General features: G+C 64.7%; 20 protein-coding genes, 1 tRNA gene and 1 pseudogene. 10 read left to right on the plus strand and 12 right to left on the minus strand.

Annotated elements, in window-relative coordinates; translation table 11 throughout:
• Nucleotides 1-132 precede the first annotated feature (132 nt).
• From LB525_RS28680 to LB525_RS06460, 5 genes and pseudogenes are all read left to right on the plus strand, one after another.
• Nucleotides 133-693, plus strand: a pseudogene (locus LB525_RS28680) (NADPH-dependent FMN reductase); the annotation flags it as partial.
• Between the two features lie 36 nt (nucleotides 694-729).
• Complete coding sequence (locus tag LB525_RS28685; RefSeq protein ID WP_224525197.1) at nucleotides 730-1,101, plus strand: nuclear transport factor 2 family protein; 372 nt, start codon at nucleotides 730-732, stop codon at nucleotides 1,099-1,101.
• A gap of 135 nt (nucleotides 1,102-1,236) precedes the next feature.
• On the plus strand, nucleotides 1,237-2,412 hold the full coding sequence (locus LB525_RS06450; protein ID WP_224544174.1) for a flavin-containing monooxygenase: 1,176 nt from the start codon (nucleotides 1,237-1,239) through the stop codon (nucleotides 2,410-2,412).
• Nucleotides 2,413-2,486: 74 nt separating this feature from the next.
• Nucleotides 2,487-2,563, plus strand: a tRNA-Pro gene (locus LB525_RS06455).
• Nucleotides 2,564-2,627: 64 nt separating this feature from the next.
• Nucleotides 2,628-3,350, plus strand: a complete 723-nt coding sequence (locus LB525_RS06460) for an LCP family protein (protein ID WP_224544008.1) — start codon at nucleotides 2,628-2,630, stop codon at nucleotides 3,348-3,350.
• Nucleotides 3,351-3,365: 15 nt separating this feature from the next.
• Here the strand turns inward: LB525_RS06460 and LB525_RS06465 are convergent, their stop codons facing one another.
• The 5 genes from LB525_RS06465 to LB525_RS06485 form a co-directional block, all read right to left on the minus strand.
• Nucleotides 3,366-3,749, minus strand: coding sequence for a type II toxin-antitoxin system VapC family toxin (locus LB525_RS06465; RefSeq protein WP_224544009.1), 384 nt, complete (start codon nucleotides 3,747-3,749; stop codon nucleotides 3,366-3,368).
• Complete coding sequence (locus LB525_RS06470; RefSeq protein WP_140846092.1) at nucleotides 3,746-4,003, minus strand: type II toxin-antitoxin system Phd/YefM family antitoxin; 258 nt, start codon at nucleotides 4,001-4,003, stop codon at nucleotides 3,746-3,748. The genes LB525_RS06465 and LB525_RS06470 overlap by 4 nt, the downstream gene beginning before the upstream one ends.
• A gap of 719 nt (nucleotides 4,004-4,722) precedes the next feature.
• Nucleotides 4,723-5,427, minus strand: a complete 705-nt coding sequence (gene hdaA, locus LB525_RS06475; RefSeq protein WP_224544010.1) for a DnaA regulatory inactivator HdaA — start codon at nucleotides 5,425-5,427, stop codon at nucleotides 4,723-4,725.
• 1 nt (nucleotide 5,428) lies between these two features.
• A complete protein-coding gene (locus LB525_RS06480) occupies nucleotides 5,429-6,676 on the minus strand; it encodes an AI-2E family transporter (RefSeq protein ID WP_411971003.1) in 1,248 nt (415 codons plus the stop codon).
• Entirely contained in the window at nucleotides 6,588-7,205 is a 618-nt protein-coding gene (locus tag LB525_RS06485; protein ID WP_224544011.1) for a CDP-alcohol phosphatidyltransferase family protein, read from the minus strand. Before LB525_RS06485 ends, LB525_RS06480 begins: the two co-directional genes overlap by 89 nt.
• A 379-nt stretch (nucleotides 7,206-7,584) precedes the next feature.
• On the opposite strand from LB525_RS06485, the gene purM reads away from it, so the two are divergent.
• From purM to LB525_RS06500, 3 genes are read left to right on the plus strand one after another with little or no spacing between them, the layout of a single operon-like run.
• Nucleotides 7,585-8,664 carry a phosphoribosylformylglycinamidine cyclo-ligase gene (gene purM, locus LB525_RS06490; protein WP_095767195.1) on the plus strand — a complete coding sequence of 360 codons (1,080 nt, stop codon included), beginning with the start codon at nucleotides 7,585-7,587 and terminating at the stop codon, nucleotides 8,662-8,664.
• On the plus strand, nucleotides 8,661-9,368 hold the full coding sequence (gene purN / locus LB525_RS06495; RefSeq protein ID WP_224544012.1) for a phosphoribosylglycinamide formyltransferase: 708 nt from the start codon (nucleotides 8,661-8,663) through the stop codon (nucleotides 9,366-9,368). Before purM ends, purN begins: the two co-directional genes overlap by 4 nt.
• Nucleotides 9,369-9,376: 8 nt before the next feature.
• Nucleotides 9,377-9,892 (plus strand): SixA phosphatase family protein, encoded by a 516-nt coding sequence (locus tag LB525_RS06500; protein ID WP_224544013.1) that lies wholly within the window; start codon nucleotides 9,377-9,379, stop codon nucleotides 9,890-9,892.
• Nucleotides 9,893-9,962: 70 nt separating this feature from the next.
• Here the strand turns inward: LB525_RS06500 and LB525_RS06505 are convergent, their stop codons facing one another.
• The 3 genes from LB525_RS06505 to LB525_RS06515 all read right to left on the minus strand — a co-directional run bounded on the left by LB525_RS06505 (nucleotide 9,963) and on the right by LB525_RS06515 (nucleotide 10,986).
• Complete coding sequence (locus tag LB525_RS06505; protein ID WP_140846085.1) at nucleotides 9,963-10,211, minus strand: DUF680 domain-containing protein; 249 nt, start codon at nucleotides 10,209-10,211, stop codon at nucleotides 9,963-9,965.
• A 273-nt stretch (nucleotides 10,212-10,484) separates the two neighbouring features.
• On the minus strand, nucleotides 10,485-10,691 hold the full coding sequence (locus tag LB525_RS06510) for a DUF680 domain-containing protein (RefSeq protein ID WP_095767086.1): 207 nt from the start codon (nucleotides 10,689-10,691) through the stop codon (nucleotides 10,485-10,487).
• A 55-nt stretch (nucleotides 10,692-10,746) separates the two neighbouring features.
• On the minus strand, nucleotides 10,747-10,986 hold the full coding sequence (locus LB525_RS06515) for a DUF680 domain-containing protein (protein WP_224544014.1): 240 nt from the start codon (nucleotides 10,984-10,986) through the stop codon (nucleotides 10,747-10,749).
• 482 nt (nucleotides 10,987-11,468) lie between these two features.
• Between LB525_RS06515 and LB525_RS06520 the strand changes: the two genes are divergently transcribed.
• The gene (locus LB525_RS06520; protein WP_224544015.1) at nucleotides 11,469-12,146 is read left to right on the plus strand and encodes a response regulator; all 678 of its coding nucleotides are present in this window, start codon (nucleotides 11,469-11,471) and stop codon (nucleotides 12,144-12,146) included.
• Nucleotides 12,143-13,510 (plus strand): sensor histidine kinase, encoded by a 1,368-nt coding sequence (locus LB525_RS06525; protein ID WP_224544016.1) that lies wholly within the window; start codon nucleotides 12,143-12,145, stop codon nucleotides 13,508-13,510. Before LB525_RS06520 ends, LB525_RS06525 begins: the two co-directional genes overlap by 4 nt.
• A gap of 8 nt (nucleotides 13,511-13,518) precedes the next feature.
• Here LB525_RS06525 and LB525_RS06530 read toward each other — a convergent pair whose 3' ends face one another.
• The 4 genes from LB525_RS06530 to LB525_RS06545 all read right to left on the minus strand — a co-directional run bounded on the left by LB525_RS06530 (nucleotide 13,519) and on the right by LB525_RS06545 (nucleotide 15,961).
• Nucleotides 13,519-13,830 (minus strand): type II toxin-antitoxin system RelE/ParE family toxin, encoded by a 312-nt coding sequence (locus LB525_RS06530; protein WP_224544017.1) that lies wholly within the window; start codon nucleotides 13,828-13,830, stop codon nucleotides 13,519-13,521.
• On the minus strand, nucleotides 13,827-14,117 hold the full coding sequence (locus LB525_RS06535) for a type II toxin-antitoxin system ParD family antitoxin (protein ID WP_140846080.1): 291 nt from the start codon (nucleotides 14,115-14,117) through the stop codon (nucleotides 13,827-13,829). The genes LB525_RS06530 and LB525_RS06535 overlap by 4 nt, the downstream gene beginning before the upstream one ends.
• A gap of 100 nt (nucleotides 14,118-14,217) precedes the next feature.
• Entirely contained in the window at nucleotides 14,218-15,093 is an 876-nt protein-coding gene (locus tag LB525_RS06540) for an ABC transporter permease (RefSeq protein ID WP_224544018.1), read from the minus strand.
• Between the two features lie 13 nt (nucleotides 15,094-15,106).
• Nucleotides 15,107-15,961 (minus strand): ABC transporter ATP-binding protein, encoded by an 855-nt coding sequence (locus LB525_RS06545; protein ID WP_224544019.1) that lies wholly within the window; start codon nucleotides 15,959-15,961, stop codon nucleotides 15,107-15,109.
• Nucleotides 15,962-16,074: the final 113 nt, after the last annotated feature.

Raw genomic sequence — 16,074 nt, forward strand, 5'->3', positions numbered from 1 at the left:
CAAGGCCGCAAGCGGCCAGGGGCCCGCCATGACGTAGGGAACCTCACTGGGCTGGCGACATTATCGAAAGGTCGGGCGGCCGGCCCGAGCCGGTCCTACCCTGTGAGGCAAATCAGAACCGGACGTTTCGCCATGACCAATGCAACCGAACACGCCGTCCTGCAGCTTGCTGTCCTTGTCGGCAGCCTGCGCGCCCAGTCCTTCAGCCGCAAGATCGCCAAGGCGCTCGCCGCCCGCGCGCCGGATTCGGTGCGCTGCCGCTTCATCGAGATCGGCGACCTGCCACTTTACAACGAGGATCTGGATGGCGACAGCCCGCCTGCGGCGTGGGCGGCTTTTCGCGCGGCGATACGCGAATGCGACGCGGTGCTGTTCGTCACCCCGGAATATAACCGCTCGATCCCGGGCTGTCTGAAAAACGCGCTCGATGTGGGCTCGCGTCCGCCGGGCAAGAGCGTGTTCAAGGACCTGCCCGCCGGGGTCGTCAGCGTCAGCCCGAGCAAGATCGGCGCCTTCGGCTCCAATCAGGCGCTTCGGCAGACCTTCGTCTTCCTCGACATGCCCGTGATGCAGCAGCCGGAGGCCTATATCGGCAATGTCGCGGAGCTGCTCGACGATAAGGGCGCCGTCACTAATGCCGACACCGCCGCCTTCCTCGAGAATTTCATGGCCGGCCTGGAAAGCTGGATCAGAAGGGTGCACCCCGGCGGCTCGTCTTTCGATGCTTTCATGAAGCAGCGCGAGAAGATCGCCGAGGACTATGTCAATGGTGATGCCACCTCGCTGAAGGCGATCGTCACCCACGCCGGACCGGCGACGTTTTTCTCGCCGCGCGGCGACCATCTCGAAGGCGCCGAAGCGGTCGCCGGCCGCTACGAACGCGACGCTGCAAGCTTCCACAAGGGCGGCAACACCGACCTTGAGGTGCTGCAGGCTTCGGCAAGCGGCGATCTGGCCTTCTGGAGCGGCTTGCAGCATGCCAAGGCGCGCATCGGCAAGAACGGCGAGGCGACCGAGATGACCCTGCGGGTGACGGAAGTGTTCCGGCTGGAGGATGGCGCGTTCAAGCTGGTGCATCGCCACGCCGACCCGGCTCATTAGCCGGCGCTTGTAAAAATCCGCGACACAATGCCGGAGGTCTCGCAACATCCGCCTATTCCTTTTGGCACGTGAGCGGCATATGTCAGATACATGGCCGTGCCAGTTGAAGGCATGATGGCGACGATAAAGACACCAATGGACGCGGAAGCGAAAGTCTTGCCGTCGGGGGTCGGCGAGCCAGCGATACTGGAAGGCGCGATTGTCATCGGCGCGGGCGCCGCCGGGCTTGCCGCCGCTTATGCGCTGGTCAAGGCCGGTGTGACGGTGCAGGTCCTGGAACGCGAGCAACGGCTGGCCGAGCCCTGGCATCGCCGCCACGATAACCTGCACCTCAACACGCATCGCGACCTTTCCTCGCTGCCGGGCGTATCCTTTCCGGCAGGAACGCCGGCCTTCCCGCACCGCAGCGCCGTCATCGGCCATCTCAACGATTTCGCCGAAAGGCACCGGCTGCCGATCGCCTTCGGCGTCAAGGTAGATGAGATCGAATTTCGGGGCGACCACTGGCTGCTGCGGACTAGCGCGGGCTTGAAGGCGGCGCGCTATGTGGTGATCGCCACCGGGCGCGACCGGCAACCCTTCATCCCGGCCTGGAAAGGCATGGAGGATTTTTCGGGATCGATCATCCACTCGGCCGATTTCGGCAGGGCGAGCGATTATGCCGGCAAGACGGTGCTGGTGATCGGCGCCGGCAATTCCGGCTTCGACGCGCTCAATCATCTTTCCCGCGTCGAGACGGGCCAGATGTGGCTTTCGGCGCGCAACGGACCTTCGCTGCTGCCCAAGCGTATCGGCAAGATCGCCGTGCACCGCATATCGCCGCTCATGGCGAGCCTACCGACAAGGCTCGCGGACGCGGTGATGGCGGCAACGCAGCGCCTGGTGTTCGGCGACCTTACCAAACACGGCCTGCCCCCCGCCCCGGCGGGCGGCGCAAGCCGGCTCGGCTCCGACTATACGGCGATCGCTGCCGACGACGGCGCGGTCGATGCCATCAAGGCCAGACGCATCATCGTGGTGCCGCAATTGCGCGAATTCAGGCGCGACGGCGTCGTGCTGGACAATGGCCAGACGATCGCGCCCGACATCGTCATTGCCGCCACCGGCTACCGCACGGGGCTGGAGACGATGCTGGGCCGGCTCGGCGTGCTCGACGCCAAGGGCGTGCCGTTGTTCAACGGCGCCGCGAACGACCCGAAGCTGCCCGGACTCTGGTTCACCGGCATGCGGCCGAGCATTCGCGGCTGCTTTGCCAATGCAAGGATCCAGGGCGCTGCGATCGCCAAGAAGATCGCCGGCCAGCAACGCTGAGCCGAACGGTCGCTTTTTGACCTCCGTTTTTGTGTTGCCTTCCGGGCGTGCGCCCCCTATACGCCGCGAGACGTCGGAGTGTAGCGCAGCCTGGTAGCGCACCTGATTTGGGATCAGGGGGTCGCGTGTTCGAATCACGCCACTCCGACCATCATTTCCTTCCCGGAAAGACCAAGCCGGTCCCGCCCCGGCATCTGGGCAGAGGGGGCTCTCATTTGGCAGCCGTGGTCGTGGCGATCCTCGACAGGGACAATTGGGACGCCAACACAGACATCATCGTCGTCGTGGATGGCGCCAGGCGGCGGCTGACATGGGTGCCGCGCGACTTGTGGTCTCCCCTCATAAGCGACCGCATCAACGCGGCTTTCACCATCGGTGGCGGAAGCTTGCTGCTCGATGCGCTTGCTGAACTGGGATTTGCGGCGCAGAGCGCGATCTGCCTCAGGCGTGGCGCAAGCGAAGCCGCGCTTGCCGAAGCCAGCGTCAGAGTGCCGATCCCCGTGCCACTCGATTTCTGGTATCCGCTGACACCGACAAGCCGCATCGAAGACGGGCGCCAACAGGTCTCCTTCCGCCCGCCCGCCGAAACGCTAAGGGGCGCCCGTCTTCATCAGTGGATCGGCGCCCGCAGCATGGTCAACGGACAGGGAAGCGACTTCCACCGCATGCGGCGTCAGATCGTGTTCCTGCGCGCGCTCATCGCCCAGGATTTCGATTTCCGCCTTTTGCTGAAGGATCCGGAACTGGTGCGGATCAGCGGCGGCGATCCGCTCCCCCTGCTTGCCCGCGTCTCGACCAGCTGGCGCATGCGGGTGCATGACTGGGTGGACGACGCCGTCATCGACGGCAAGATGGTCCTGGTCCCGCGCAAGCCGAAGCCATGGTGGCGGCGGCAACTGCGCCGGCTACGGGACAGGCTCACGGGGGAGCCGATCTAGCCCATTTCGGGTCGCTCAAATCGCGCCTTCGACATCCGTCTTGGAGAAATCCTCGCCGACATAGAGCAGCCGGCAAGCGCGGTCCTTCGCCACTTCATAAGCGAAGCAGTCGCCGAAGTTGAGCGCCGCGGGGTGGATGCCTTTGCCCCATCGTGCGTAAGCCTCGGCAACACGCCGAGCCGCGCCTTCCGTGACTGGCGCAATCTCGAAGCCGAGCCCGTCGAGCAGGGATTGCACTTCCTCGGCCACGCCGCGTCGTGCGGCAACAGTCAGGAGCTCGGCTACGGTTCCGGCCGATATCAGAAGTTCGTCTTCCGCTTCAAGCGCAGCGATACAGGCGTCCGCCGCCGGCTCGTCGAGGACGATGGCGATCAAGGCCGAGGTATCGACCGCGATCATTCCGGCAGGCCGTCGTCGCCGTAGAGGAAATCCTGGCTGCGCGCCGCAGGCGGGCCGGCACTGGCTTTCGCAGCGCCGGAGGCCCGGACGGCCTGCAGCAGGCTCCGGCGGTGCTTCCGGTCCGGCGCGGACCGTACCGGGACGAGACGCACGGCCGCGTGACCGTGGCGGGTCAGGATAATCTCATCTCCAGCCTCGGCGCGCCTCACCAGTTCGGTCAGTTGCCCCTTGGCGTCTGTCACGGATATCTGCATGACAACCCTATATGGACCATGATTTGGGTCCATTAAATAGACCATTTGATAGTCTAGCTCAAGGCCGCAGTTCGGAGGAACGGTAAACCCGCCGGGCGAGAACCCCAACACCTCGAGCCCGGCGAGCCTACAACCCGATCAGGAACGCGACCGGGACCGGGATCAACCGGCATTGTCTGCCTTGCAAGAGCGATGCCGGAAAGGCTGTTCCGAAATGGGACGGCTAGAGCGTTTCACCGTTTCACGGAAACGGCGAACCGCTCTACCTCTTTTGTTTTTACGCAATTCCGGACGGAAAACCGATCACACTTTTCCTGGAATTGCTCTAGGCCGCGGGCTCCCACGGGTTGATCACGGAACACACCGGCTGTGGCTTGAATAATCCCTCGCTTCCAACTTTGTCGCCGGTCTAAGCTTTGAACAAAAGGGGATTTCCCATGCCTGTTGTCGAGGCGGTGCTGTCGCTGATCGGCCCAGCCTATTTAGCCTATTACGGCTTTGCCGTTCCGGTCATGGTGGTCTGGGCAATTCTGTGCGCTGCGCTCTGGGTTTGGAACAACCGGCCGAGCAAGAGACCGGGTGGCGTCGCGCGGTCGCGGTCCGCCAGCCTGATGTTTTTCGTCCTTGTCGCCGCCTGTTACATCGCGGCGCACAGGCGTGTATCTTCTGGCCCAGCATCTGACCGGGCTATGGGCGTAACCGCCGGGCGCTATCGGTGGCTAAATATCGAACTCGCCCTGCCCTTCGTCCATGGCGCTCACGGTCTCGGCGGCCAAGGCGCGGGTGATCGGCGTCTTGCGTTCGAGTGCGGTGCGGTCGAGGCGCTCGACGACGCGCATGGCGGTCGCGAGCGAGCGCTCGATGCGACGCACCAGATATTGCACCACATGCGGCTCGACCTCGACCTGGCGGTCGGCGAAGAGCTTGGTGATGACGCCGGCAAGCAAAAGGTCGTCGGGCTCGTGGATCTCGACCGTCGACGCCGCCTTCAGCCGCGAGATGAGATCGGGCAGCGCGACGCGCCAGGCGGAGGGGAAACGCCGCGCCGTCAAAAGCAGCGTCGAGCCCGCGCCGCGCACGGCGTTGATCAGGTGGAACAGGCCCTGCTCGTCGACCGCCGCCTTGTCGATGTCGTCGATGAGCGCCGGCCTGCTGCCGAGCCCGGCAATGTGCTCGCCGATCCGGCCGGGATCGATGGCGACGGCATGCGTCCGATCCTGCCAGATCCAGGCGAGGTGCGTCTTGCCCGAGCCGGGCGGCCCGGCCAGCACGACCACCGGCGACGGCCAGTCCGGCCAGCGGTCGATCAGCGATGCCGCTTGCGCATTGGTGCCCGAGACGACGAGCTCGTCGCGCGAATAGCCGGTGCCGTGGCCGAGATCGAGCGGCAGCTGGCGCGGCGGGTCGGCTGACTGAGCCGTCATTTCAGCCCCGCGTCGAGCGATGGCCGCCGCCGCGGTCGGCCGGCAATTGCGGCGCGGGCAGTGTGCCGTTGCCCTTGTAAAGCGGCGATTCCAGATAACGGGCGATGGCGAAGCGCACCAGCACGGCAATCGCCGCCGAGGCCGGCACGGCAATCAAAAGGCCGACGAAGCCGAACAGCGCGCCGAAGGCAAACAGCGCGAACATCAGCCACACCGGATGCAGGCCGACGCTCTTTCCGACCAGCCGCGGCTGCAGGATGTTGCCCTCGATGAACTGGCCGACGAAGAACACGCAGGCCACGGCGACCACCATGGTCCAGTCCGGCCAGAACTGGACGAAGGCGACGCCGACGGCGAGCACCAGCCCGGTCAAAGAGCCGACATAGGGGATGAAGGAGATCAGCCCGGCGAAGAAGCCGATGAGGATGGCGAAGTTCAGGCCGGTCAGCGTCAGGCCCGTGGCATACATGGCGCCGAGCACCAGGCAAAGCGTGCCCTGCCCGCGCACGAAGCCGGCAGTGGCGGTGTTGATGTCGCGGGCAAGCGCACGCACCGTCTCGACATGATCGCGCGGCACCCAGCCGTCGACCTCGGCCACCATGCGGTCCCAGTCGAGCAGCATGTAGAAGGCGACGACCGGGGTGACGACGAACAGGCTCACCACCGAGACCAGCGCCACGCCGGAGCTCCAGATCGAGGTGAAGACGGTGGTGAGCAGGCTGAAGCCGGAGGTGAGCAGCGAATTCAGCCCGTCGCGCAGGCCGGCGGCGTTGACGCCGAAACGCTGCTCCAGCCATTTCGGGTCGAAACTGGTGATCAGCGATTGCAGGCGGGTGAGATATTCCGGCAGCTTGCGGGCGAAATCGGCCATCTGGGTGGCCAGCACCGGCACCAGGATGACCAGGGCCAGCACCACCACGACGATGAAGGCAATCAGGATCACCACGGTCGCCATCAGGCGCGAGAGGCCGAGCCGCTGCAGCCAGTCGGCGACCGGGTCGAGGAAATAGGCGAGCACCATGCCGGCGACGAAAGGCAGGAGGATGCCCGAGAAAATGTAGAGGAACAGCGCCAGCAGGACCGCCGTCGCCAGCCAGAAGAAGACCTGGCGGCGAAGCCCGCCCGAGCTGTCGTCGGCCTCAATCACCGCGGCTTCACCGTCAGGCGCCCGTGTTGGAGCCGCCCGATTTGCCGATGCCCGACTTGATGTCGCCGGTTTGGGAGTTGCTCGTCCGGGAGCCTTCGCCATAGCCGCTCATATGCCTTAGCCAGGCCACGAGATAGGCTGCGGCCGAAGCCACGGTCAAGACCCCGGTCAGCAATATGAGTGCGGCCCGCAACGGGTCCAGGTGCACGGAAAAGGCAAGTTCGCCCAGCACAAGCGCCGCCAGCACGATCTGCGCGGCGGTGTTGGCCTTCGACACGAAGAGCGGCTTGACCTCGACCGGATGGCTCATCACGCTGGACAAGAGCACGGCGCAGACGATGAGCCCGTCGCGCGAGACCACGGTCACCACCAGCCAAAGCGGCAGTTCGCCGGCAAAACCCATGACGACGAAGACCGAGACCAGCAGAAGCTTGTCCGCGATCGGATCGAGATAGGCGCCGAGGCTGGACGACTGGTTCCAGCGACGCGCGATGAAGCCATCGACGCCGTCGGAGATGCCGGCAACGAGGAATCCGGCAAAGGCCCAGTCCCAATGCGCCTGCAGCATGGCGAGCACCACTGCGGGCACAAGCAGCAGCCGCATGATCGTGATCATGTTGGGAAGGGTCACGTGATGTCCCGTCGCGATTTTATTGGAGAATAGATGATGGAGATAAGTAAATTGGGCAAGGGAGGAGCGGCGCTGAAGCTGCCGATCTCCCCTCTTGCAGGGGAGATGCCTGGCAAGGCAGAGGGGTGCTGTCCCTCGGCATCTCGGAGTTCTTCTTTCGCCGTGTCGGCAGAACCATTATCGACGCTGATGTTCCTTCACACCCCCCTGTCCTGCCGGACATCTCCCCGCAAGGGGGGAGATTGGCCATCTCGGCCTTCGCCAATCGCCTATGTCGGTGCTCACTTTCCACGCTTTTATCGGCGGAAACGACGGCCATCCTTGCTCCCCGAAACCATTCATGCGAAGAGCCGGCAATGGAAACGAGGACGAGCCGACGATGAGCAAGGGCGACAAGGCCGAGCGCAAAAACGGGCTCACCTACGCCGAGGCTGGCGTCGACATCGATGCCGGCAATCTGATGGTCGAGAAGATCAAGCCGCTGGTGCGCGCCACGCGCCGGCCGGGCGCCGATGGCGAGATCGGCGGCTTCGGCGGACTGTTCGACCTGAAGGCCGCCGGCTTCACCGATCCGGTGCTGGTCGCGGCCAATGACGGTGTGGGCACCAAGCTCAAGATCGCCATCGATGCCGGCAAGCACGACACGATCGGCATCGATCTCGTCGCCATGTGCGTCAACGATATCGTCGTGCAGGGCGCCGAGCCGCTGTTCTTCCTCGACTATTTCGCCACCGGCAAGCTCGACCCGGACCAGGGCGCTTCAATCGTCGGCGGCATCGCGCAAGGTTGCCGGCAGGCCGGCTGCGCGCTGATCGGCGGCGAGACCGCCGAGATGCCGGGCATGTATCACGACAAGGATTACGACCTTGCGGGCTTCGCCGTGGGCGCCGCCGAGCGCGGCCAGCTGCTGCCGACCGACGACATCGTCGAAGGCGACGTGCTGCTCGGCCTTGCCTCGTCCGGCCTGCACTCCAACGGCTTTTCGCTGGTGCGCCGGATCGTCGCCGCGAGCGGCCTTAGCTGGAGCGATGCGGCGCCATTCAACGAGGAGCTCAGCCTCGCCGAGGCGCTGCTCGAGCCAACACGCATCTATGTGAAGTCGATCCTGAAAGCGATCCGCAACACGCATGGCATCAAGGCGCTGGCCCATATCACCGGCGGCGGTTTCCCGGAAAACATTCCGCGCGTTTTGCCCAAGGATTTTTCCGCCGAGCTCGACCTCGAAGCGATCGACGTGCCGCCGGTGTTCTCGTGGCTGGCCAAGACCGGCGGCGTCGCGCCGGAAGAGATGATGCGCACCTTCAACTGCGGCATCGGCATGATCCTCGCCGTCGCCTCCGGCCAGGCGGCGCAGGTCGCGGCGGTGCTGCAGGAAGCCGGCGAGACGGTGACGCCGATTGGCCGCATCGTCCCGCGCCGCGACGCCGGCGTCATCTATCGGGGCTCCATCGGCCTATGAGCAGGAAACGAACGGTCGTCCTGATCTCGGGACGGGGCTCCAACATGACGGCGCTGATCGCGGCCGCCGCCGATCCAACCTATCCGGCAGAAATCGTCGGCGTCATTTCCGACCGCGCCAACGCGGCCGGCCTCGGCATCGCCCAGTCGCGCGGCATCGCCACCAAGGTCGTCCAGCGCGCCGACCATCCGAGCAAGGATGCCTATGACGCCGCGCTCGACGCCGCGCTTGTCGGCTTCGGCGCCGACATCGTAGCCCTTGCCGGCTATATGCGGATCCTCGGCCGCGGCCTGGTCGAGAAATGGCAGGGGCGCATGGTCAACATCCACCCTGCCCTGCTGCCGGCCTTCAAGGGTCTGGACACGCATGCGCGGGCCATCCGCGCCGGTGTTCGCATCCATGGCTGCTCGGTGCATTTCGTCACGCCCGAGATGGATGACGGCCCGATCATCGCGCAGGCCGCCGTGCCGGTGATGGTCGGCGACAATGAGGACACGCTTGCCGCGCGCGTGCTGAAGGTGGAGCACCGGCTCTATCCGCTGGCGCTGGGTCTGGTCGCCGAAGGCAAGGCGCGCATGGAAAAGGGCCACACCGTGCTTGCCCATTTCGCCGACGACGCCGACAACGCCACCTCGGTGGTGATGGCGCCCGACCCGCTGCGCGAGGAGACCGACCTCGAGCAGCTGGCGCGGATCACGCCGTAGAGGCTGCAATGCCCCTGAGACAACTTCTTATCCTCCGCCACGCCAAGTCGAGTCGGGACGATCCCAAGCTTGAGGATTTCGACCGGCCGCTAGCCGCGCGCGGCTTAAAGACGGCGCCGCTGATGGGGCGGGAGCTTGCCCAGCGCGGTTGGCTGCCGGATCTGGCGCTGGTGTCGCCGGCGCTGCGCACGCGCGATACCTGGCGGCTGGTTGCGGCCGAACTCCCGAAGAACGTGCCGGCGCAATTCGCCGACGAACTCTACGAGGCGGCTGCCGGTGCGATCCTGGCGCGCGTGCGGCAGGCCAAGGCAGCGAGCCTGATAGTGATCGGCCACAATCCCGGCCTGCAGCACTATGTGTTGCGGCTGGCCGGCCCCGGAACGGATGAGAGCGTTTTCAAGAAGATCGAAGCGAAGTTTCCGACGGCAGCTCTTGTCCGGTTCACGCTGGACAAGGATTGGGCCGATCTCGACTTCCGTGGCGCCCGACTGACGCATTTTGTTCGGCCGAAGGATTTGACGTAGCCCGAAGCCTGGCGGCCCATAAGCAAGGCGGCGGGCAAGCCCGCCGCCTTCAATATTTTCAAAGACGAGCTCAATTGCCCCAGTTATCCGATGGCGGACCCGGCCAATCCGCAGCGCCGGTCGCGCCAGTCTTCATCTCGGTATCGACCTTCGGGGCCGGCTTGACTGTGTTGTGCTTCGGGATCGAAGCCGTGACGCTGGTGTCGGAGCCAACGGTGGCTGCCTGGTTGACGCCATCGGCGCCGTAGTGGTCGCTGCCGGCGAAGGCGGAGCCCATCGCGAGAAGCATTGCGACAGTGGTGAGAGCGATCCTGGTCATTTCGGTTTTCCTTGTCCGTTTGGTTTCGTCGGGCGATGGCCTTGGGAGGATGGCCCCGCTGCCGAAAAGACCCGCGGCGGCCTGGGTTTATTCCCGGCGCGTTCGCTTCTCAGCTGCCATGGCAGTGTCGGATCGGACGTCGCTCAGAAAAAGGCAAACGATTACAAATGCTTGTGATGACAAATACTTGTGATGCGATTCAAACGGCGTTAGCCGGCTGCAGAAAAACAGAGCGGCGGGACAAGCCCGCCGCCTGCTTTTTTCCGGGTCGGATCAGTGGTTGCCGAACAGGTTGTGATCGGTGCCCTGCACCACCGGCCTTCGGACATCCGCGTCCGACTTCGCGATCGAGGTCGTCACAGTCCGGTCGATGGTGACAGCCGGCTGTTTGGCATTGGCCGCTCCGTAATTGTCCGAGCTGGCGAAAGCGGCGCCCGTGGCGACAAGCAGAGCGACGGCGGTAAGAGCGATCTTGGTCATTTGAGTTACTCCAGATTTGAAGGTTATGGTTGAAGCGGGTTAGGAGGCGCGCCGGTTAGCGGCCCCAGATGCCTTGGCCCGACGGCGGCTGGTTCTGATCAGGTGTGATGTGGAACTCGCGCTGCTCGAACTTGTCGAGCTTGCGGATCGAACCGGTGACGGTGTTGTCGACGTTGCCCGCGGGGGCCGTTACGGCCGGCTGGTTGACATTGTCGGAACCGTAGTGGTCGCTGCCAGCGAAAGCGCTGCCCGTGGCAATGAGGAAAGCAGCGGCGGCAAAAGCAATCTTGTTCATTTCAGATACTCCAGATTTCAAAAGTCGTGTCCGTCTAGTGGCGTGCCGTAATGGAAATTCGCGTCGCTCGGACCACCCCGAAATGGGTCGGCCCTGTTGCCATTTCCAATCACGAAAAGTTGTGAACCGAACCGTTCGGTTCGATTTTGAAATTAACTGAACTACGCAGCGGCCACATTCTTATTGTTTGATATCAGTCAGTTACGGGGATCGTCGCGCGATGCGGCACCTGGATAACGGGAGCCGGTGTTCACCCCGGCTATACGAACCGTCAACATTAATTGAACCGAACGGTTCGGTTTTATCACTTGCACGACCGAACAGGTGGCTCGGCAGGCACCATGACCGGGGTGGCGGTCGCCGAGAAACCACGTTTGCCTTGCGCGCGGATCGATACTATCGGTTGCCTCGGGAACCAATTTGGACGCCGCCTGCCGCCCTTTGGCGAAGGTCGACGCCGTTGGGAGGAACAGCGACGAACGATGCGGCTGCTGCTTGTCGAGGACAATCGCGAACTGGCCGATTGGCTGAGCAAGACGCTGCGCCAGGCGAGCTATGTCGTCGACGTGGTGCATGAGGGCGAGGATGTCGAGCATGCTTTAGCCGCCGGGGATCACGCTTTGATCATCCTCGACCTTGCCCTGCCCCGCATGGGCGGCATGGAGGTGCTGAAAAGGCTGCGGGCGCGTGGCAACCCGGTGCCGGTTATCGTGCTTACCGCCAATGCCAGCCTTGACGGCCGGGTCAAGGGCCTCAACGAAGGCGCCGACGACTATCTGGCGAAACCATTTCAGATCGAGGAGCTGGAAGCGCGCATCCGCGTGCAGCTGCGCCGCGCCAACGACCGCACCGCACCGGTCGTTTCCTGCGGCGATCTCACCTTTGATACCAACACCAGGCTGTTCTCGCTTGCCGGCGCGACGCTGTCGCTGACGCCGCGTGAGCACGCGGTGCTGGAACAGCTCGTCGTCAAGGCCGGTCGCACGGTGAGCAAGGCGGCGCTCTCGACCGCGATCTACGACTTCGACACCGACGCCGACCCCAGCGCCATCGAGATCTATGTGCACAGGCTGCGCAAGAAGCTTGAGGGATCGCGCGTCCAGATCGCCACCTTGCGCGGCCTGGGCTACCTGTTGCGCCACGACGATCCGGCGCCATGAAAATCGACAGGCTCCGGTTCGGCAGCCTTCGCCTGCAGTTGCTGGCCTGGGTGGTGCTGCCGCTGGCTGGGCTCGCCGCCATCAATCTGTGGACCAGCCAGCGCAACGCGCTGGCGACGGCAGACCTCGTCACCGATCGCATGCTGGTCGGCTCGGCACGCGCCATCGCCGAGCAGGTGGCGATGGCCGACGGCGCGCTCGACGCTACCGTGCCGCCGGCGGCGATCGAGATGTTCGACACCGGCGACCGCGACAGCGTCTATTATCGCGTCGAGACCGCCGGCGGGCGGCTGCTGAGCGGCTATCCGGACCTGCCCGAGGCGCCGGATCGCGGCAGCGTCGAAGCCACCTACCGCGATCACCCGCTGCGCCTGGCAACGCTCAGCCATGCCGTGATCGGCGCCGGCAGCGATTCGCCGATCAAGGTCACGGTCGGCGTCACGCTTGCCGGACATGACGCCATGGTCAAGCGCCTGTGGCTCAGCGCCTTCGCCCAGCAGCTTGCCTTGGTGGCCATTGCCGGCGTGTTCGTGCTGCTTGGCCTGCGCCGCGGCCTGGCGCCGCTGATCCGGCTGCGCGATGCCGTGCGCTCGCGAAGCCGCAGCGATCTCGATCCGGTCGAGGTCCCGGGCGCGCAGAGCGAGATCCGGCCGCTGATCGAGGCGCTCAACGCCTATATGGAGCGCGTGCGGGCGCAAATGGCGGCGCAGCGACGCTTCATCGCCAATGCCGCGCACCAGTTGCGCACGCCGCTGGCGCTCTTGTCGACGCAGGCCAGCTATGCCTTGCGGGAAACCGTGTCCGATCGGCGCCAGGAGGCGCTGGTCGCGTTGCAAGCGAGTTCCGGCAGGCTGGCGCGGCTCGCTGAACAATTGCTCACGCTTTCGCGCGCCGAGCCCGGCAGCCGGCGGCCACGCGCCGACCGCATCGACCTCACCGAGGCCGCCCGCCATGTGCTGGAAGCGCAGGCACCGGTGGCGATCAAGCGCGACATCGACCTCGGCCTCGAGGAGAACGGACCGGTGGCGGTGATCGGCGACGGCACGATGCTGCGCGAGATGATCGTCAATCTGGTCGACAACGCGCTGCGCTACACGCCGGCTGGCGGCGCGGTGACTGTCAGGCTGGCGATGGTCGATCGCGAGGGCGTGCTGACGGTGGCCGATACCGGCCCCGGCATTCCGGCCGAGGAGCGGGAGCATGTCTTCGAACGCTTCTACCGCCTCGCCGGCTCGGCAGAGGAAGGCAGCGGGCTCGGCTTGGCAATCGTGCGCGAGGTGGTCGAGAATGCCGGCGGCAGCGTCACTGTGGGCGACGCCGCCGCGGGCGGGCTCAAAGTCGAGGTCCGGCTGCCGCTGGCCTAAGGCCTACCTCAATGTTCGGACTCTTCGTCCGGCAATTCGAGCGTACGACCCGAATAAAGAATCCGGAGGATGACCACTTTGTCATCCACGATTTCGAACGCGATCGTTGCGCGTCGGCGCCATCCTACCGTGCGCAAACCCGGTGCGATTTCGTCATGACGCGTGCCCCGCTCCGGAAAAGTTTCAAAGTCGAGACAATAGTCGACAATGCGCCCGACCAAACGCAAAGCAGTTGCCACGCCAGCCTTTGGCGCGAGCTCGCTCAGCAACTCGGCAATGTCCCGCTCGGCGGCAGCATGGAACCTGACCTGATATTTCATGCACCGGAGCGCGGTTTGGCGGCGATCGCGTTGATGTGCTCAGAGAGATTGCGGCGCAGCTGTTCGGCCGTCAAAAGCTTCTCAGGATGGGCGCGCGCATCCTGCATCGTCGGCACGACTGCCTCGCGCAGCCAGCGTTCAATCGCCGCGTCACGGGCAGCCAACGTACGCAGGCCATCACGGATGACTTCGCTCTCGGTGGCGTATTCGCCTGAGGCAACTTTATTTTTCACCATCTGCGCCATCTCGAGCGGCAGTGTGATCGTCAGGGGCTGGGAGTTTCGCATGGCTCGTCTCCTCGATACCCCTCAGTATAGCACAAGGCGGGTGACTTTGTCATACACTAGGTGAAGCCGCACACCAGACATGATGATGTGCGGTGATTGCTCAGGTCCCCTGCTCGTTGAACGGCGCCGGGCGCCACTTCACCACATAGTTCTCGAAGCGGGTGATGATGAACTCCACCACCAGGGCCATCACCGCCAGGATGATCATGGCGGCGAAGACGCCATTGGCGTTGAAGGCGCCCTGCGCGGTGGAGATCAAAAGGCCCATGCCCTGCTTGGCGCCGAGGAACTCGCCGACGACCGCGCCGACCAGCGCGAAACCGAACGAGACATGCAGACTGGCGAGGATCCAGCTCATCGCCGAAGGGATGATGACCGAGCGGGTGATCTGGAACGGCGAGGCGCCGAGGATCTGGGCGTTGGCAATCATCGCCCTGTCAGCCTCGCGCACGCCCTGGAAGGCGTTGGCGAAGACGACGAAGAACACCATGACGACGGCCAGCGCCACTTTGGAAGCCATGCCCAGCCCGAGCGCGATGATGAACACCGAGCCGAGCACCACGCGCGGCACGGAGTTCGCGATCTTGATGTAGATCGAGAACACATCGGCCAGCAGCTTGTTGCGACCAAGGATGATGCCTGCCACGATGCCGCCGACGGCGCCGATAGCGAAGCCGAGGAAGGTTTCCTCCAGCGTCACATAGATCTGCAGCCAGAGCGGCCCCTGCGAGGTGCCCTCGGTGATCCAGGACCAGATCTGTTCCCATATGCCCGACGGGCTGGAGAAGAAGAACGGGTCGATGATGTTGTAGTCGGCGCAGAGTTCCCAAAGGCCTAGGAAGACGACGAGGATCGCGAGGCGCAGGCCGATGACCAGAGCATGGCGTTTGCGCAACCGTGCCCTCGCCTGCGCTTCCGCGGCGACGATCGAGGTGGCGCGGGCTGCGGCCGGATCGGTTGGAGAGATGGCGGTCATGGCAAGTCTCCTTTCAATGGCTCGCTTGCAAGCCACGGCTTTGGCCGAGCTGCACTTCCTCACGCAGATCGTTCCAGATCACCTTGGCAATCTCGATGAATTTCGGGTCGTAGCGAATGTCGGACATGACGCGCGGGCGCGGCAGGTCGATGCGGTAGACGCTCTTCACCGTGCCCGGGCCTGCGGTGAGCACATAGACCTTGTCGGCCAGCGCCACCGCTTCCTCCAGATCGTGCGTGACGAAGACGACGGATGATCTCAGCCCCGACCAGAGGTCCAGCAATTCGTCCTGCATTGCCGTGCGGGTTTGCATGTCGAGCGCGCTGAAGGGCTCGTCCATCAACAGGATCTTGGGCTGGTTGATGAAGGTCTGGGCAAGCGCCGCGCGCTTGCGCATGCCGCCCGAAAGCTGGTGCGGATAGTGCTTCTCGAACCGCGAAAGGCCGACCCGGCCGATCCAGTCGCGCGCCTTCTCATAGGCTTCTTTCTTCGGCGTGCCGCGGAAGAGCGGGCCGGCGGCGACATTGTCGAGGACGCTGCGCCACGGAAACAGCGCGTCGGCCTGGAAGACGAAGCCAATATCCCGGCTGATGTCGGTGACCGGATTGCCCATGACGCGGACATTGCCGGTGGTCGGACGCAACAGGCCGGTGACGAGGTTGAGCGTCGTCGACTTGCCGCAGCCGGTAGGGCCGACGACGCAGGCGAACTCGCCGCGCGCCACCGTCATGGTGAAATCGCGGATCGCCGTCATCATGTGGCCGTCGGGCGTGACGAAGCGCAGCGTCACATCGTCGATGGCTATCGCGGCGTCAGCCGGCGGCGCGGCGGGAGACAGTTTCTCCGCCGCCATGATCTGCGATTGCATGGCACACTCCTTTTGTGGTGGTGCGGGGATGGCGCGATCCGGGCCCGCGGGCCTGCTCGCCGGCATCCGGAAACACGGCCGCCGAATTGATTCAGGCGGCCGACGCAAGCTCT

Origin of the sequence: Mesorhizobium sp. CA16 (assembly GCF_020165175.1) — a bacterium.
In the GTDB taxonomy this organism is placed as follows: domain Bacteria; phylum Pseudomonadota; class Alphaproteobacteria; order Rhizobiales; family Rhizobiaceae; genus Mesorhizobium.

What these genes read in the sequence shown, in the direction of transcription:
- LB525_RS28685 (WP_224525197.1), top strand. Translation starts at nt 730, where the DNA reads ATGAAGCAGCGCGAGAAGATCGCCGAGGACTATGTCAATGGTGATGCC.
- LB525_RS06450 (WP_224544174.1), top strand. Translation starts at nt 1,237, where the DNA reads ATGGACGCGGAAGCGAAAGTCTTGCCGTCGGGGGTCGGCGAGCCAGCG.
- LB525_RS06470 (WP_140846092.1), bottom strand. Translation starts at nt 4,003, where the DNA reads ATGCAGATATCCGTGACAGACGCCAAGGGGCAACTGACCGAACTGGTG.
- LB525_RS06515 (WP_224544014.1), bottom strand. Translation starts at nt 10,986, where the DNA reads ATGAACAAGATTGCTTTTGCCGCCGCTGCTTTCCTCATTGCCACGGGC.
- LB525_RS06520 (WP_224544015.1), top strand. Translation starts at nt 11,469, where the DNA reads ATGCGGCTGCTGCTTGTCGAGGACAATCGCGAACTGGCCGATTGGCTG.
- LB525_RS06545 (WP_224544019.1), bottom strand. Translation starts at nt 15,961, where the DNA reads ATGCAATCGCAGATCATGGCGGCGGAGAAACTGTCTCCCGCCGCGCCG.
- LB525_RS06540 (WP_224544018.1), bottom strand. Translation starts at nt 15,093, where the DNA reads ATGACCGCCATCTCTCCAACCGATCCGGCCGCAGCCCGCGCCACCTCG.
- LB525_RS06505 (WP_140846085.1), bottom strand. Translation starts at nt 10,211, where the DNA reads ATGACCAGGATCGCTCTCACCACTGTCGCAATGCTTCTCGCGATGGGC.
- LB525_RS06535 (WP_140846080.1), bottom strand. Translation starts at nt 14,117, where the DNA reads ATGCGAAACTCCCAGCCCCTGACGATCACACTGCCGCTCGAGATGGCG.
- LB525_RS06530 (WP_224544017.1), bottom strand. Translation starts at nt 13,830, where the DNA reads ATGAAATATCAGGTCAGGTTCCATGCTGCCGCCGAGCGGGACATTGCC.
- purN (WP_224544012.1), top strand. Translation starts at nt 8,661, where the DNA reads ATGAGCAGGAAACGAACGGTCGTCCTGATCTCGGGACGGGGCTCCAAC.
- hdaA (WP_224544010.1), bottom strand. Translation starts at nt 5,427, where the DNA reads ATGACGGCTCAGTCAGCCGACCCGCCGCGCCAGCTGCCGCTCGATCTC.
- LB525_RS06465 (WP_224544009.1), bottom strand. Translation starts at nt 3,749, where the DNA reads ATGATCGCGGTCGATACCTCGGCCTTGATCGCCATCGTCCTCGACGAG.
- LB525_RS06480 (WP_411971003.1), bottom strand. Translation starts at nt 6,676, where the DNA reads ATGGCGAAGGCTCCCGGACGAGCAACTCCCAAACCGGCGACATCAAGT.
- purM (WP_095767195.1), top strand. Translation starts at nt 7,585, where the DNA reads ATGAGCAAGGGCGACAAGGCCGAGCGCAAAAACGGGCTCACCTACGCC.
- LB525_RS06500 (WP_224544013.1), top strand. Translation starts at nt 9,377, where the DNA reads ATGCCCCTGAGACAACTTCTTATCCTCCGCCACGCCAAGTCGAGTCGG.
- LB525_RS06510 (WP_095767086.1), bottom strand. Translation starts at nt 10,691, where the DNA reads ATGACCAAGATCGCTCTTACCGCCGTCGCTCTGCTTGTCGCCACGGGC.
- LB525_RS06525 (WP_224544016.1), top strand. Translation starts at nt 12,143, where the DNA reads ATGAAAATCGACAGGCTCCGGTTCGGCAGCCTTCGCCTGCAGTTGCTG.